The 16727-nt window shown below is 55.1% G+C and carries 12 protein-coding genes; 5 read left to right on the top strand and 7 right to left on the bottom strand.

The features are described 5' to 3' along the window. The first annotated feature begins 74 nt into the window (after positions 1-74). On the top strand, positions 75-2174 hold the full coding sequence (uvrB, locus tag GF423_RS02005; protein ID WP_154326799.1) for an excinuclease ABC subunit UvrB: 2100 nt from the start codon (positions 75-77) through the stop codon (positions 2172-2174). Further along, positions 2174-4102: a YgiQ family radical SAM protein gene (locus GF423_RS02000; RefSeq protein WP_154326797.1), complete on the top strand. Its 1929-nt coding sequence runs from the start codon at positions 2174-2176 to the stop codon at positions 4100-4102. Before uvrB ends, GF423_RS02000 begins: the two co-directional genes overlap by 1 nt. 102 nt (positions 4103-4204) lie before the next feature. Here GF423_RS02000 and GF423_RS01995 read toward each other — a convergent pair whose 3' ends face one another. Continuing rightward, entirely contained in the window at positions 4205-5650 is a 1446-nt protein-coding gene (locus tag GF423_RS01995) for a C69 family dipeptidase (protein WP_154326795.1), read from the bottom strand. 375 nt (positions 5651-6025) lie between these two features. Here GF423_RS01995 and GF423_RS01990 point away from each other — a divergent pair, with 375 nt between their 5' ends. Next, positions 6026-7666, top strand: coding sequence for a hypothetical protein (locus tag GF423_RS01990; RefSeq protein WP_154326793.1), 1641 nt, complete (start codon positions 6026-6028; stop codon positions 7664-7666). Between the two features lie 33 nt (positions 7667-7699). Next, a complete protein-coding gene (locus GF423_RS01985) occupies positions 7700-9247 on the top strand; it encodes a hypothetical protein (protein WP_154326792.1) in 1548 nt (515 codons plus the stop codon). Between the two features lie 96 nt (positions 9248-9343). Here GF423_RS01985 and GF423_RS01980 read toward each other — a convergent pair whose 3' ends face one another. Together GF423_RS01980 and GF423_RS01975 are read right to left on the bottom strand one after the other, a co-directional pair. Beyond that, the gene (locus GF423_RS01980; RefSeq protein ID WP_154326790.1) at positions 9344-9964 is read right to left on the bottom strand and encodes a porin family protein; all 621 of its coding nucleotides are present in this window, start codon (positions 9962-9964) and stop codon (positions 9344-9346) included. Between the two features lie 192 nt (positions 9965-10156). After that, complete coding sequence (locus tag GF423_RS01975) at positions 10157-11431, bottom strand: IS1380-like element IS612 family transposase (RefSeq protein WP_154326788.1); 1275 nt, start codon at positions 11429-11431, stop codon at positions 10157-10159. A gap of 466 nt (positions 11432-11897) precedes the next feature. On the opposite strand from GF423_RS01975, the gene GF423_RS01970 reads away from it, so the two are divergent. Next, positions 11898-12314: a DoxX family protein gene (locus GF423_RS01970; protein WP_235911842.1), complete on the top strand. Its 417-nt coding sequence runs from the start codon at positions 11898-11900 to the stop codon at positions 12312-12314. A gap of 238 nt (positions 12315-12552) precedes the next feature. Here the strand turns inward: GF423_RS01970 and GF423_RS01965 are convergent, their stop codons facing one another. The 4 genes from GF423_RS01965 to GF423_RS01950 are packed head-to-tail and all read right to left on the bottom strand — an operon-like array spanning position 12553 to position 16551. Next, positions 12553-13182 (bottom strand): lipid-A-disaccharide synthase N-terminal domain-containing protein, encoded by a 630-nt coding sequence (locus GF423_RS01965; protein ID WP_154326784.1) that lies wholly within the window; start codon positions 13180-13182, stop codon positions 12553-12555. Next, the gene (locus GF423_RS01960; protein WP_154326783.1) at positions 13179-13907 is read right to left on the bottom strand and encodes a glycosyltransferase family 2 protein; all 729 of its coding nucleotides are present in this window, start codon (positions 13905-13907) and stop codon (positions 13179-13181) included. Before GF423_RS01960 ends, GF423_RS01965 begins: the two co-directional genes overlap by 4 nt. Continuing rightward, positions 13904-15517 carry an ArnT family glycosyltransferase gene (locus tag GF423_RS01955; RefSeq protein ID WP_154326782.1) on the bottom strand — a complete coding sequence of 538 codons (1614 nt, stop codon included), beginning with the start codon at positions 15515-15517 and terminating at the stop codon, positions 13904-13906. Before GF423_RS01955 ends, GF423_RS01960 begins: the two co-directional genes overlap by 4 nt. After that, positions 15514-16551, bottom strand: coding sequence for an NAD-dependent epimerase/dehydratase family protein (locus tag GF423_RS01950; RefSeq protein WP_154326781.1), 1038 nt, complete (start codon positions 16549-16551; stop codon positions 15514-15516). Before GF423_RS01950 ends, GF423_RS01955 begins: the two co-directional genes overlap by 4 nt. Positions 16552-16727: the final 176 nt, after the last annotated feature.

Here is a 16727-nt window from a genome sequence, read left to right as displayed (position 1 = left end):
AAAATTTATTGGCATTGCGGCTTGCAATTGTGCTCAAGTTGATGTAACTTTATAGGTTCAGCTACAGCGATACAATTATGGAGTTTAAACTACATTCACAATATGCACCCACTGGCGATCAGCCGCAGGCTATTGCCGAGCTCACCGACGGTGTGAACACTGGCGTTCCCTATCAGACCCTGCTGGGTGTCACGGGCTCGGGCAAGACCTTCACTATGGCCAATGTGATTGCTGGCACAGGGCGCCCCACTCTTGTGCTCTCGCACAACAAAACACTCGCCGCTCAGCTCTACAGCGAGTTCAAGAGCTTCTTTCCCGAAAACTCGGTGCACTACTATGTGAGCTATTACGACTATTATCAGCCCGAGGCCTACATTCCCTCGACCGACAAGTATATCGAGAAGGACCTGGCCATCAACGACGAGATCGAGCGCCTGCGCCTGTCGACCATCGCAGCCTTGCAATCGGGACGGCGCGACATTGTGGTCGTGTCGTCGGTGTCGTGCCTCTATGGCATGGGCAACCCCGACAGCATCAAGGAAAACACCATCGAGATACACGTGGGCCAAAACATAGGACGCGACGAGTTTCTGCGCCGCCTGGTCGACTCGCTCTACTCACGCAACGAGATGGAATTGACGCCTGGCACCTTCCGCGTCAAGGGCGACACAGTCGACATTGCACTCTCCAACGAGGAGTTTATCTTGCGTGTCATTTTCTGGGGCAACGAGATTGAAAGCATCCAGTTTCTCGACTACGTGTCGCAGATGCCCATACGCAACGAGGACAGTTTTGCCATTTTTCCTGGCAACGCCTTTGTTACCGACAAGTCGAGCCTGGGCACGGCAATCAACCGCATCGAGGTTGACCTGGGCGAACAGGTCGATGCCTTCTACCGCGAGGGCAAGCCCGTCGAGGCCAAGCGCTTGAAGGAGCGTGTGGAATACGACATCGAGATGATAAAGGAAGTGGGCTATTGCTCGGGCATAGAGAACTATTCCCGATACTTCGACGGCCGTGAGCCAGGGCAGCGCCCCTTCTGCCTGCTCGATTTCTTCCCGAGCGACTTCCTCACCATCATCGATGAGAGCCATGTCACTGTGCCGCAAATTCGCGCCATGTACGGCGGCGACCAAAGCCGCAAAATCAATCTTGTGAACTATGGCTTCCGTCTCCAGGCTGCTGTCGACAACCGCCCATTGCGCTTCGAGGAGTTTGAAGCGCTCACCGGCCAAACGATCTATGTGAGCGCCACACCGGCCGACTATGAGTTGCAGAAGTGCGAGGGCGTGGTCACCGAGCAGATTATAAGACCCACCGGCCTGCTCGACCCGCAAATTGTGGTGCGGCCCTCCAAGGGCCAAATCGACGACCTTGTCGAGGAAATACAATTGCGCATCGAGCATCACGAGCGCACCCTGGTCACCACGCTCACCAAGCGCATGGCCGAGGAGCTGAGCGACTACCTGGCGCGTCTCGACATACGTTGTGCCTATATGCACAGCGATGTTGAGACCATCGACCGCATCCAGATACTCGACGACTTGCGTGCCGGCGCCATCGACGTGCTTGTGGGCGTCAACCTCTTGCGCGAGGGCCTTGACCTGCCCGAAGTGTCGCTTGTGGCCATTATCGATGCCGACAAGGAAGGCTTCTTGCGCAGCCGTCGCTCGCTCACCCAGACTGCCGGCCGCGCTGCCCGCAATCTCAATGGCATGGTCATCATGTATGCCGACACCATCACCGACTCGATGCGCCAGACTATCGACGAGACCGAGCGCCGCCGCTCGCTTCAGCTCAAGTACAACGAGGAGCATCACATCACCCCGCAGGCTATCGTCAAGGCCCGCAATGCCATCATTGGTCTCGATACCGACATGGTGCCCACCGACGAGCAGTTGAAGCACGCCCGCAAGTATGAAAACAATGTGACCGACTTCGGCAACCTGCAGCGCATGACGGCACAGGAGTTTGACAACACGGCAGGCATTGCCGCCGATCCCGTTGTGGCCTACATGAGCAGCGACAACCTGGAGAAGACCATCGAGCACCTCAAGAGCGAGATGGTGGCGGCTGCCAAGCGCATGGATTTTCTCGAGGCTGCTCAGTACCGCGACGAGATTGTGAAACTCCAAAACAAACTCGAGAGCAAAAAACAAAAACAACATTCTTGATGAAACAGCACCCACAGGCCCAGCCTGGCGACCACCGCATCCCCCGCCAGTGGCTGCCCACCTCGCTCAAGGAGATCGAACACTTGGGTTGGGATCACATCGATGTCATTCTCTTCAGCGGCGATGCCTATATCGACCATCCCTCGATGGGGGCGGCGGTGATAGGCCGCGTGCTTGAGGCGCACGGCTACAACGTGGCCATCGTGCCGCAACCCAACTGGCGCGACGACTGGCGCGACTTCAAGAAACTGGGAGCCCCGCGCTTGTTTTTCGGCGTCACTGCTGGTGCCATGGACTCGATGGTGAACCACTACACAGCCAATCGCCGTCGCCGCCATGACGATGCCTACACCCCCAATGGCCGTGCCGGGGCACGTCCCGACTATCCCACCATCGTATACTGCGAGATTTTGAAGAAACTTTTCCCCGATGTGCCAGTGGTGGCTGGCGGCATCGAGGCCTCGATGCGACGGCTTGCCCACTTCGACTACTGGAAAGACAGGCTCATGCCTTCGATTCTGGTTGACTCCAGGGCCGACCTGCTGGTGTATGGAATGGGGGAGAAGCCTGTGGTGCAAATCGCCAATGCGCTTAAGGCCGGCAAGCATATCTTTGAGCTCACCAACATACCGCAGACTGTGGTGCGGGCCAAGCTGAGCGAGATTCCCGCCCAAGGCCCCGATGTGGTGCTGCACTCCTATGAGGAGTGCTTGGCTTCCAAGAAGATGCAAGCCGAAAATTTCAAACTGATCGAGATTGAGTCCAACTTGTGGAACGGCAACAACTTGTGGCAGGCAACGGGCGATATCGCCATCAAGGTCAATCGCACCAATCCACCCATGACCACGCAAGAGATCGATGCCTCCTTCGATCTGCCCTATACACGCCTCCCGCATCCCCGCTACAACGGCAAGCACATTCCAGCCTATGAGATGATACGCCACTCGGTCAACATGCACCGCGGCTGCTTCGGCGGCTGTGCCTTCTGCACCATCAGTGCCCACCAGGGCAAGTTTATCGCCTCTCGCAGCAAGGAGTCGATTTTGCGCGAAGTGCAGCAGGTCGTGCTCATGGACGATTTCAAGGGCTACATCAGCGACTTGGGCGGTCCCAGTGCCAACATGTATGCCATGCACGGCCGTGACCTCGACCGCTGCAAGCGTTGTGCACGACCATCATGCCTGCATCCCAAGCCTTGCAGCAATCTCAATACCAGTCACAGTGCCCTGCTCGATATCTATCATGCCGTCGATGCGCTGCCCCAGGTCAAGAAGTCGTTTATAGGCAGTGGCGTGCGTTACGACCTCTCGATGCACGCCACAGGCGACGAGGCTGTCGACAAAGTCAACCGCCAGTACAACGAGGAGCTCATTCGCTACCACGTGTCGGGCCGCCTCAAGGTGGCTCCCGAAAATACCAGCGACCATGTGCTCATGCTCATGCGCAAACCCTCGTTCCAGCTCTTCTATAAGTTCAAAGACATCTTCGACCGCGTCAACGACCGGTATCATCTCAAGGAGCAACTCATCCCTTATTTCATATCGTCGCACCCAGGCTGCACCCAGGAGGACATGGCCGAGCTGGCCGCCATTACCAAGGATCTTAACTTCCACCTCGAGCAGGTGCAGGATTTCACGCCCACGCCCATGACGGTCTCTACCGAGATGTACTACACTGGCTACAACCCCTACACGCTGCAGCCCGTGTATGTGGCACGCACTCCTGGCGAGAAGCTGGCTCAGCGGCAATTCTTTTTTTGGTATGAAGACGCCTACAAGCGCAGCATCTTCGATGCCTTGCACAAGATGCGCCGTCCCGACTTGCTGGCCAAGCTCTACCCGCATGGCATAGGTAGCATTCCGCGACAGGGCCATGCTGGCCGCCGCGGTCGCAAGTCTGCCGGCAATGTCAAGAGTCGCTCGCATTGAGGCCTAAGCCTTGCTTGCCGATAGCAACAAAAATCCCCGCCACAGCGTTGAACGTGTGGCGGGGATTTTGTTGTTGCAGGCAATGCCGTGCCGTGCTGGAGATTATGCTCCGTGGAAGAGGTATTCGGTCTGGATATCCTTGGTGAGTCGCGTCATGAGCTCTTCGGCGAGCTCACTGGCCACGTGCAGAGCCTTGGTGAGCACGTAGTCGCTGAACACTTGCAGCATGTCTTGCGCCTTCATGGGCGAGGTCTTGTACACTTTCAGGTAGTTGGCCTCCATTTCCTTCTGCCGTTGGTCAAACTCGGCCTCGAGCTTGGCATAGGTCTCCTTGATGAGGGGAGCATACTTGTTGTAGTTGACCATGCCCAGGGTCATTACCTTGCGGAAGGTCCAGTAGGCCGAATCGGGTGTGCTGTGCTCGGGTGCCCGCTTGGTGTAGGCCTCGGGATAGGATTTCACACCCTGGTAGAGCGGCAAAAACACGCTCAGGTCGCCCATGCCCATGGCCAGGTAGTTGATGCAGCCTATCTCTTTGGGCAGCTCGGGACGCACTTGCAGAATGTGGGTTTGCAGCGTGCGGAATATCGAGATGGGGCGGTAAGGCTCCTTGGGGTTGTTGTGCAGATAGGGATCGTGCTCGGTGTTGTCGTAGTGCGAACGGTAGGCCTTGCGCAGGTCGGCCAGCGTGATGGGTTTCTCGGCCTTGGCAAATACCGGGAAGGTGTTGCGCGTCACGTCGTTCTTTATCGACGGGCTGAACATGTGCTGCAGGTACCACACGCGAGGGTAGTTGTAGGTGTGGTCGGGCACCTCTACATCGCGGGCATAGGCCTCATGGAAGTCAAACTTGCCCTTCTTGGGGTCGTAGAGCCCATGCTCCTGTGCAAATTCTATCAAGCGTGGTGCAGCCAGGAAGTTGTCCTTGTCGTTGGGGTCGTAGTCGCGCAGGCGACTCTGGTTGCCTGTGGCAAAGTACACGTCGTCGGGGATGCGCTGGGCCAGCCACAGGTGGCCGCAGGCGTTCTCCAGATACCAGGTCTCCTTGTCGTCGATAAACTGGATGCCGAAGCCCTCGGCCGAGCCATATTTCTCAATGAGCTTGCCCAGCCGCTCCACGCCCTCGCGGGCGCTGTGAATATAGGGCAGGGTGATGTTGAACACGCAGTTCTCGGCCAGCCCGGCAGGCACCAGCGGGTCGTGCTTGAGTGCCTCGTCGCTGCTGAATATCGACTCGGTCGAGCTCATGCCCACACCCAGGCTGTTGAAACCGGCGCTTCCCCACTCGCCGGCATAGAGGCAGTCGGGCGTGGCGCTGTAGCCCAGTGCCTTGGCTGGCAGCTCGCAACGAAACGGGCTGTCCTTGGCCACAAACTCGGTGGGGCCGCACTCGGTGTCGTCGTGCAGCTCAAAGTTGATGCCGTTCATGGCGTCCCAGTCCATCGAGCGGGAAATGAATCGTGAACCGTCGGCAGTCATCTTGCTGCCCACAATGATCGATGTGCATTCCGACGGGAGTCGGTCAATCTCTTTCTTTTGATTTTTCATTGTCTTCGATGTTTTTGTGTTGATCTACTCCTCGAAGGTAGCAAGAATTTCCCACAATTGCAACACATGGGGCCGCAACTTTACTGCTACCGAGGTTTGCACCCTTGCAGGCGCATTGTGCATTTTGTTAACTTTTGTGTTGTTGTTAATGTTTTTTGTGAAAAATCTCTATTTGTTGTCGTGCATTTGCATCATGCGCAATTATTTTCTTATCTTTACATCCGTAAGGACAGAGCCTTTTACCACGGGGCTCCTAACAAGCAGGCAACAAGGCTCCTCAATGTTGGTGAGGAGTGACAATATTTGTTCTTTTTTTTAATTTTTACAAACTAACCCTTTATGTTAAAAACTTTATTTTTTCTAGCCTTGACCGCTATGCCCTTATCAGTTTTTTCCCAAGTGCCAAGTGGGGAATCTCCCTTGCCCGTGCGCTGCACGTCAGGCCCCGATGCCAGAACTGCGGCGTGGTTCAAGGCAAGTGCCAACAAGGCGCAGTTGTCGACCCACATTATCACCGTCAAGCCCGAAGGCGAGGAGCATGCCCACCGCATTCGCAGCGGCTTTGGCATCAACCAGCAGCGTGGAGCCTATGGCTCGATCGACTATCTTGATGGCAGCTACGTGAAAGACAGCCAGGGCAACGTGTATCTCTACAATCCCATCATGTTGTTTCCCACTTATTCCTATCTGAAGTTGGAACCTTTCAATGGCGACACGCTTGTGTGCCGCACGCCACAGCCCATCGCCAACATTTACGGCACCGTGTGCTATGCCACGCGCCTTAAGGCCCAAATAAGCGATGGCGGCTTGGCCTATGTGCTCGATGTGCCCGACGGTGCGACTCAACCCAATCTCGACATCAAGTTTGTACTCAGGGGCGACTCTCTCTATCAAGTGCCCGACGACTATATCACATTTCCTGGAACTACCGTGCAGGTGCCCAGCGTGCTGCTTGGCGTGACCGACGAGACGGGCATGTGGCTTGCTATGGGCGAGGCCAACACGGCATTGCGCCCTTGCCCCTACTCGCCCACGATGCTCCCCGCTGGAGTGAAGAGTGAGCCGTTCAACCTGTACAGTCTCGACAGCGACAACGACACCGTGCGCTATACTACCGAGGTGGCTATCGACGGCAACGACGTGTACATGACCAATCCCTACAGCCCCGACACGCTGCAGTGGATACATGGCACGCTGAGCGGCGGCAAGGCGACCTTCCTGCCACAATACATCGGGGTCGACAAGCGTTCCAATCTGCACTTGTCGTTCCTCCCTGCCACCTATACCACGCAGACCAGTCCCGACGGTACCATAATTTATAACTATGTCAAGGCTCCGACTTTGACCTTCGACTATGATGCGCAGGCCAGAACCCTGGCCACCGACCCTCAAGCCCGAGTGGCCTTTTTGATCAATGCCGGGCTCGACGAGGTGAACGCCATCATGGGTTATCGCAACCCCAGCCTCACAATCTTCCCCGTGCAGGCTGCTACGCCAGCCGACCCCAAAATCGTGCAGCTGCAGGCCTATGACGAGGATATGGGCATGGGTTTCCTCAGTGTTGATTTCTATCCCATCGATACCCAGAACAGGCCGCTTCCCTACACGCGTCTGTTCTACAACATCTACTTAGACGACCAACTCCTGACAGTGGGACCGCCCTATTACAACAATGTGTCGACACCTTTCACCAACATTGCCAGCAACTATGCCGACAATGAGTATTTCTTCACCCAGCAGGAGATCCACAATGTGTATCTCACACGCCCATTTGAGAAAGTGGGCGTGCAAGTGCTCTTCAAGTACGACGACCAGTGGTACAAGAGCAACCTTGTGAGCCAGACTGTGGAGGGCACCGGCGTGAACGAGCTCGCTCATGATGCAGGCGAGCCTGTGCGCCAGGAGTGGTACGACTTGAGCGGCCGCCGCATTGCCCGTCCGTCTCAGGGGCTGTACCTGAAGGTGTCGCGCTATGCCGACGGCAGCGTGAAAACCGAGAAAGTGATGCTAAGATGATCATGTGAAAACGGCCAATACCATTTATCCAACATGACGATCAAAAGCATTATTTTGCCAGCGGCCATTCTCCTTGCCGCCGCATCGGCCTCGGGACAGCACAGCGTCGTTTTCGATCCCACCATCATCACAGAGCCTCCCAAGGGCATTGTGCACGACATGCTCAAGCGCTCGACGACTATTCTCATGCAGTACTCTGAAGAGGATTACGAGATTATCAACGACCGCTATGCCTATAGCAAATATGTGCTGGCCGACAATGGCGACGTGTATCTCTACCGCCCGCTGGCCGCGATCAAGGACAACTGCTACTTGAAGCTGCAGCGGGGCAATGGCGACACGCTCGTGGCTCACTTGCCCCAAGCCATCTACGAGCTCCAGGTGCCTGACTTCGATGGCCAAGTAGAGTCGACCATGTTCTATGCTTTCCCCATGCTGAAGAAGCCAGGAGATGTTTTCCTGCAGCCCGACACAGTGACTGGCGCGACCGATTACACCATGCGCTTCACGCTCACCGACGGCGTGCTCAAGCAGGTCGACAACGACCGCTACCTGGGCATGATCACCGACGACTTCACCTGGGGGCTTATTGCCGAGAAGGATGTGCGTGTCGATTCTTTCAGCGGTGTTCCCAATGCGCTGCCCGCAAGTGCCGAGGCGGCAGTGAGCGACTATGTGCTCAAGTACACCGACGCCTATCTGGGCGAAACCTACAAGATGACTAAGGGGGCAGTGAGCGACGGCAAGGTGTATTTGCGCAACCCCTTGTCGCCACCCGGCGACAGCCAGTGGATTGCGGGCGACATCGACGGCAACAAGGCTGTCATGAAATATGGCCAGTATCTTGGCGTCGACACTGTGTCGCTGCTCCACTACATGTATTTTATGTCGGCCCTCTACGACGAGCAGCAGCAGGAGCTCCAGCCCACGGGGCAGCTTGAGTTGAATTTCGACAGCCAGCGTCGCAAGTTTTCCTCGGCTGGTCCTGCTGAGGCAATGATCATCAATGCCGGCCCCGACGAGCCCAATCCAGCCAAGGCCACGTTTTGGCTCAATCCGTCGTTCTATGAGTTCCAGAGCCAGCCTGCCACGCCTGTCACGCCGTCGATACAGCGCTACTACGTGTTCGATGCAGACAACGATGCCTATGCCTATTTCAAGTTTGAGGTGCAGCCGTTCGATGTCGACGGCAACTACATCAACCCCGACAGCCTCTTCTATGTCATCTATGTCGACGGTAGGCCTTTCACCCTCACCCCTGGAGTGTACAAGGACCTGAAGACCGACATGACCGAGATACCGTTTGACTATCGCGACAGCGACGTGCAGAGTATGGGTGTCTACGTGCGCCAGGTGTACATTTACCAGCCGTTGCGCGAGGAGCAGCTTGGTGTGCAGTCTGTCTACCGCTGCAACGGGGTAGAGCGCCGTTCGCCCATCTGCACCACGGGCATCGATGCAGTCAAGACTGCAGGGGCGTCGCAAGCCAGTGGCCATGCCTATGACTTGCAGGGGCGCCGAGTCAACGCTTCAACCCGTGGACAGGTCATCATCGTCGATGGCAAGAAGATTTTGAAATAGTGCCCCAGCCGCACACGGCTAAAAATGACGAAGCGTGTCGACACCTGCACAGTGTCGACACGCCTCATTTTTACAGTCGTGTTTCAAGTGAAGCAGTTAGAGCTCAAACTTGTAGCCCAGCGTGAACTGGAACACCGAGTTCTTGCTGTCGGTTCCGCTTAGGTCGATGCTCTCGCCACCTATATTCAATTCTTTGTCCTTGAACACCTTGGTCACGCCCAGGTTGTAGCGCCCTTCGACCACAAAGTTCTTGTACTCGTAGGAGATGCCCATGGGTATTGAGAAATCTACAGTCTTGGTGATGTCGCCCATGTCGACCGAGCCCGAAACCTTGTTGTCTGAGGCCGACAGCTTGCTGTTCACATTGAATCCTGGCTGGATACCTGCCTTGAGTGCCAGCCCCTTGACCACATAGAAGTTGGCCATAATGGGAACGTTGATGTAATCGAGCTTCATGGTGACGTCGACGTCATCGCTGCCCTTCAAGCCTTGCATCGAGTAGAGGGCTCCGCCCGAGATGGAGAAGAACGAGTTGACTTGGTACTCAAGTTCGGCACCAGCTGCCACGCCAAAGCGGGGGTCGGCGTCGTCGGCATCGGTCATGCTGGAGATGTTGAGGCCCACCTTGGGCTGCAAGGTTACAGTGCCAGGAGCATGCTGTGCCATGGCAACCATGCCTGCGCTAAGCATGATGATAGAAAGAATGATTTTCTTCATGTCTGCATTAATTAATTTTAGACCTAAAATCCGCAACTATCATCCAATACACGATTAAGGGTAGATTTATGAGTCGTTAGTAGCAGCTTTCAGTAAAAAGCAACAGCACAACATCAATATGTAGCCACCATCCCCTTACCCCACGATGCGACTTGAGGTAATACGCAGATTCAAACCGGAAAGAAAGGATTCTTATCCGAATTCTGTTTTGAAGGGTTTTGCATAAGCTCGGTTCTCTGTGTAGATATTCAGCACGTATTGCCTTGCAGTCATGATCCACTTGGCAGGTACGGAGATGAATCTGAAGACAAAAGCCTTTATGCGACTCGTTTTCTTGAGCCCAAAAGCCTTGGTGTCAAGCCTGCTCATGATGGTCTTGTAGAAATTGTGTATCAATGCAGTAAGCAGAAGAAAGACAGTATTCTCCGCCATGAATGACTTGGGGAGCCTGCTCCAACCGAATCCGTTGTTCATGTCGTCAAAGATACGTTCCTTGCCGCCACGCAGATTGTAGAATTCAACAATGTCCCTTGTCGATGACTTGTAATCGTTGGTCAGAATACAACGGTAAGTGTATTCGCCTTCCCACAGGTCAAGGTCGCCACTGTTGCGTCTTTGTCTCTGGATGACAAGACGATAGCACTTGCCTTCCCATTTCTCAACGAGAATGGAATTGAGTTCGAACTGGATGCCGTTAATCTCCTCCGTCTTCCATCCTCTCAGAGCAAAGATGTCATTGTAGAGCGAACTGCATCGGTTGGCACGGATGTAGAAATGTTTGCAATGCTTCTCTATCTCACTGACGATTTCCTTCGAGCAGGAACCGCAGTCTGCCCTGAAGCGATTTACACGGATGTTCTGGGATTCCAGAAGAGCGAAGAATCTCTTATGGGTGTCTGCCTGATGAAAACGCACATTCGTGTTACCATCGCTGTTCTCGATATAGACTATCTTGTCACCGATAACATATACGCCAGGCCTGTAGCCGAGGAACTTTTTGTAGGTCGGTTTTGCATCATACTTCTCCGTTTCAAGAAACTGATGGTCAAAGTCAACATCGTATTCCTCAATTTCCTTCAACTCGCCTGTAGAAACCAAAGCGTTTATAAGCAATGTGTTGAGTTTGTCTGCAGTATTGAAATCATAGGTCTTGCCTTGGTCGGAAGTATAGGAGATGTTTTCCTGTGTCAGTTCCTTGATGGCTCTGAGGATGGTATCAGAGCTGCATGTTAGAAGGGTAGGATGATACGAGAGATGGCGCATCAGTTGTGACGTTACGTCTTCCACGCATGAGCCGCCACAGAAATAAACGCTCATCAGCGAACGGACTATCTCGCTGAACTGATATCCGATGATACTGCGGCATCTCTGACCCAGTGTTGAGTCGATAACGGGTGAAAGCATGGAGTCAAATTTCTCCATGATTGAAAAAATTCCTCCAAAAGGTGTGAGTTTTTCGAATTTTATTTGTACCTTTGCAGCGCCTTGTTACGATTTTCGCTTGTTTTCTAATTGCAACACTAAGATAAGTGAAAAATCTGACACGGCAAAATCCTAGGCAACTTATTGTTGCTCAGGAACTTATAAATAAAGTTAAATTATAGTGTTGCGGAATTAAGGTTAGATTGTTATTATTTCAGTTTTGCAAGAGTGGTAATGCCCTTGCGTGTCTTGATGCTTGCTCAATTCTACATGCAAATATATAACAAAATTAATAATATCACTGCATGGCGCCTTCACAAAATGCAAAGGTGGCCGTGTCGTGGTTGTGGTTCAGCTCGATTAGGTGTAGTTAAAATGTGTTAAAGTATTGACGCATGGTTGCAGTATTGCTGCATTTCTTACCATTTGGTAACCATGTCACTCCTGAGTGTGCACTTGTGTAATATGGCGCGATGCCTTAACTTTGCAAAAAATATTAGGAAATATGACTATGAACAAGAATTTTCTGCGCAACAACGATTTCGGGTTGTTGCTTTTAAGGTTAACGATAGGTGGACTCATGTTGTTCCACGGTGTGAGCAAGCTCATCAACGGCGTGGGCCCCATAAGCGGCATGCTCGAGGCTTTGGGCTTGCCTGGTTTTATTGCCTATTTCTCGCTGGCAGCCGAGTTGCTGGGCTCGATCATGATTGTGGCTGGCCTGTGGACTCGTGCAGCCGCCGTGGTCTTTGCCGGCAACATGGTTGTGGCTGTGCTCATGGCTCATGCTGGGCAGATTTTCTCGGTCGACCCCGCAACTGGCGGTTGGGCTATTGAGCTCCCCATGCTTTACCTGCTGGGAGCAACAGTGCTCATCTTCACCGGCGGCGGCAAGTATGCGATCACGCGCGGCAGTCTCCTCGATTAAGGCCGAGTGCGCACTGCGTGGATGCGACGTGTCGTGTCGGCATGAAACTGACTAAGAGTTATATACAACGGTGGCTGTGTTATGTTGCAGTCACCGTTGCATTGTTTTTATCTCCACACGGCGACATTGATTGTTGCAAAAATATCAAGAAAAACTGCACACAGGCGCACCATTGCCCGCTACATCGATGGGTACCTGTTGCCCCGCGACAAGACTGAAACAATCATGGCCGCGCACGTCACGACTGGCGGGCGCGCAGGCCAATGATGATGTTGCGGCTGTAGGTGACAAAGCCCACCGACTGCCCCAGTATGAGCACGGGGTCGCGGCGCAGGCAGCCATAGGCAACGATGATGCCCGAGCCCACCAGGCTGATGACCCAGAAGGTGACAGGCAGCATCGAGGCATGGCGCCGGTAGCTGTAGTACCACTGGTAGATGAAGCGCACGGTGAAAATGAACTGCCCTGCCGACCCGAAGATGAGCAGCCACATGGGCACTTGCGCATTGTGGAAGAAGCTGTCGACAAAGGCGCCGGCATCGCCCAGCATGGCTGCCACTGCCACGATGGGCAGGGCGAAGACAAGGGCGCGCACCACCACAGGCAACTGCCGCCACACGCCCTTGATGTTGAGGTTCCAAATGTAGATGTAGTAGGAGATGAGTTGCCCGAAGATGATAGAGAAGTCGTCGCGCAGCCAGCCGTAGATGAAGAGCAAGATGCTGCCTGCCAGGCTGCACACCCAGTATACCACGGGCGACACGATTTTCTTGGCCCGCTCCGACATGATCCACTGCACCAGCATGCGGGCCGAGAAGAACCCTTGTGCCAGGAAGCCCAGTCCATATACCAGCCACGAGGTGCTCATAGGCTGGCCTCGTCGATGTGGTAGTTGATGTAGCGATGCTTCATCCAGCGATAGGCGAAGCAGTCTTTCAGCGGGCCGGCCAGACGGTTCCACAGGTGATACTTCGACACGCCGGCCACGCGGGGGTAGTGGCTCACGGGCACCTCCTTGAACGGGGCCTGCTCGAGGGCAAACAGGGCAGGCAAAAAGCGGTGCATGCCGTCGAAGAAAGGTATCTTCTGGGCCACGCTGGTCCACATCACCTTGAGCGGGCAACCCGTGTCGGTGGCGGTGTCGCCAGTCATCTTGCGGCGGAAACCATTGGCAATGCGCGACTGCAGCTTCTTGAAGCCCGAGTCCTTGCGGTTGGCACGTATGCCAGTCACCAGCGGGGTAGTGGGGGCAAATTGCAACAGCTTCTCAAAGTCGTCGGGGCGCGTCTGCAGGTCGGCGTCGATATAGCCCAGATACTTGCTTTCGGTCTCGTCGATGCCAGCCTTCATTGCAGTGCTCAGGCCGTGGTTGGCATTGCTCGAGATGTAGTAGAAGTGGGGCTGCCGCTGGCACAGCTGCTTGATGCGGGTCAGGCTGTCGTCGGTCGAGCCGTCGTTGATGAGCAGCACGCAAGTCTTGAGCGAGGCTTTGGCCACATAGGCGCTCAGTTGCTGCTCGAGGGTGGTCATGTTGTCCTCCTCGTTGTAGATGGGGACGATGATCGTGAAATCGTATTCTTTGGTCTTGTTCATTTCTTTGGTTTGATAATTGTGACGTGGTTGACAAAGCACTGCTGGTAGTGGCGTGAGCCACGGGGGCGTGTATTGTCGTCGTAGGTGCCCACCATCACAGTGTCGACTCGACTCAAGATGGCAGGCGAGAGCACTGCGCTGTTCCAGCGAGACGAGACCAGCACCATGGGGGTGTGGCTCACTACGTTGGCCGAGTCGGCCATGTTGAGGGGCAGTATCTTGCGGTGGGCTTGGTACACGATCTCGATCCTGAGCGAGTCGCCCTGGGGGAAGTAGAAGGGCAAGCTGTGCAGTTGCGGCATGTGGCGTGTGGCGGCTATGCTGTGACTGCCGGGATTGCCCATAGCCTTGGCAATGCTGCCCATGAGAAAGCACTCGATGAGCATGAAGGCCCCGGCTGCACCCAGCAGCAAGCGCCACGACCGGCTGTCGCCCCGCAGCGGGCGGGCTACATCCACAGCCAGGGCCAGGCACAACACGGTGAGCATCACAGCCTGCCACACTGGCAGCAGCTGCATGACCCACACTGCCACCGGCATTGCGACCACAACCACGGCAATGAGCCAGCGGTGCACTTGCCACAGCACGAGGCTGGCTTTGTCGCTGGCCTCGTGCATGTGATAGACCAGGCAGGCCACTGCTATGGCGCAGGGAGCCATCACTGGCAGCAGGTAGCGGTATTTCTTCTCAGGCATGAATGACAGCAGCACCACGCAGGCAATGCCCCACAAGGCAGCCATCATGTAGGTGCGCCACTCGGGCAGTACACGCTTCCAGTAGCGCAGGGCGAGTGCAGCCAGCGTGAGCAAGGCCCAGATGCCCATCTCGGCAAAGTAGCGCCAGTAGTACCACCACGGGCGCACATTGCGGTGAGCCCACGATCCCGTTTCCTTGCCGATGACCTGTTGCACAGCCTTGGGCTCAAATGCGTAGAGATAGATGTACCATGCGGCAGCCAGTGCCAGGCACAGCACAATCATGCATGTGAGTGCCTTCCACTTGCCGCGCGCCGAGAGCCGCAGCGTTGCGACGGCTGCCAAAAGCCAAGGCAGCAGCAGGGCGTAGAACGACACCGGCCCTTTGGAAAGGAACGACAGTCCCATCATGACGCCTGCCATGGGCAGGTAGCGCCACTGGTGCGACTTGTCGGCGCTCAAGCCACAGTACAAGTAATAGATAGCAGCCGTCATGAAGGCGTGGCAGTAGATGTCCCACGTGGCTGTGCGGCCCATGAGCACTATCTGGTAGCATGTGAGAAACACGATGCCTGCCGTGTAGCCCAGCTTGCGGCGGCGCGACACTTTCGCGGTCAGCAGCACAAGATACACGGTCCACACCACACCCATGATGCCTGGGGCCAGGCGCTGTGCTGCCAGGTTGTCGGGAGCCACGCTCTCGATGGCGGCTGCCACCCATGTGGGCAACGGCGGCTTCTCGAGACGCAGCTCGCCATTCATGGTGGGCACCATCCAGTTGCCGTCGGCCACAATTTCTCGGGCAGTCACCAGGTTGCGTGCCTCCATGATGTCGGTGGGCAGGGCACTGTTGTTGACAAAGAAGGTGGTCACGGCGAGCAGCACCAGCAGCAATAGCAAGTTGCGCTCTTTCATGCTTTCAACGGATTTTGGTCGCTCTTGTACCACTCGATAAACCGGGCTATGCCCTCGTGCAGCATCACCCGGGGCTCGTAGCCCACACTGCGCTCGAGCTTGCTCACGTCGGCCTGTGTCCGGTACACGTCGCCTGGTTGCATGGGCATGAACTTCAGTTTGGCCTGGGTGCCCATGGCTCGTTCCATCTCGTCGATGAAGTCCATGAGTTTCACAGGGTGGGCGCAACCTATGTTGAAAATGTTGTAGCTCACACCCTCGGGGCTCATGGCCAAGCGGTCGATATTGTCGGCCACCAGCATGGTGCCAGCCACAATGTCGTCGATATAGGTGAAGTCGCGTATCATGTCGCCGCCGTTAAACACCTTTATCTCCTCGCCGCGGTCGATGGCACGCGCAAAGAGCATGGGAGCCATGTCGGGGCGGCCCCAAGGCCCGTACACAGTGAAGTAGCGCAGTCCCACCGTCTTCAAGCCATAGAGCTTGCTGTAGCAGTGAGCCATGAGCTCGTCGGCCTTCTTTGTGGCAGCATACAGGCTCACTGGCGTGTCGGTCTTGTCGCTCTCGCTGAATGGCACCTTCGTGTTCATGCCATACACCGAGCTCGACGAGGCAAACACCAACGACGGCACATGGTGCCGGCGGCAGCACTCAAGCACGTTGAGGAAGCCTTGCAGGTTGCTCAGCGAGTAGGTATAGGGGTTGGCAATCGAGTAGCGCACTCCTGCCTGGGCTGCAAAGTTCATCACCATGTCGAAGTGGTAGCGGCCGAAGAGTTTGTCCATCTTGTCGCTGTCCTTGATGTCCATGCGTATGAATTGGCATTGACGATACCGCTTGTTGGCCACGATGTTCATCTCCCAGTCGGCCTCGTCGGGGGCAAATCCCATTTCCCGCAGACGGGCATATTTCAAGCGTGGGTCATAGTAGTCGTTGATATTGTCGATTGCTACCACCTCGTCGCCACGACTGGCAAGCTGTGTAAATGTGTGAGAACCTATAAATCCTGCAGCTCCTGTCAATAGTATTTTCATCGTGAGCACACTTTATGTGATAATCTTTATTCTAACTTGCAAAGTTATAGAAAATACACATTCACGCGTGTTCAGTAGTTCTAAAAATGTGTTAATTGCGTGTTCTCTCTTCTGTCTCGATCAGCGTCGATAAATGTTGCTTTTCTTCAGAATACAGGTGATAAAAGCCTAACTGA

The sequence above is a fragment of the Sodaliphilus pleomorphus genome (assembly GCF_009676955.1).
GTDB lineage: Bacteria > Bacteroidota > Bacteroidia > Bacteroidales > Muribaculaceae > Sodaliphilus > Sodaliphilus pleomorphus.
The sequence above is the reverse complement of the archived record's forward strand: the minus strand, read 5'-3'. Positions and strand labels throughout refer to the sequence as shown.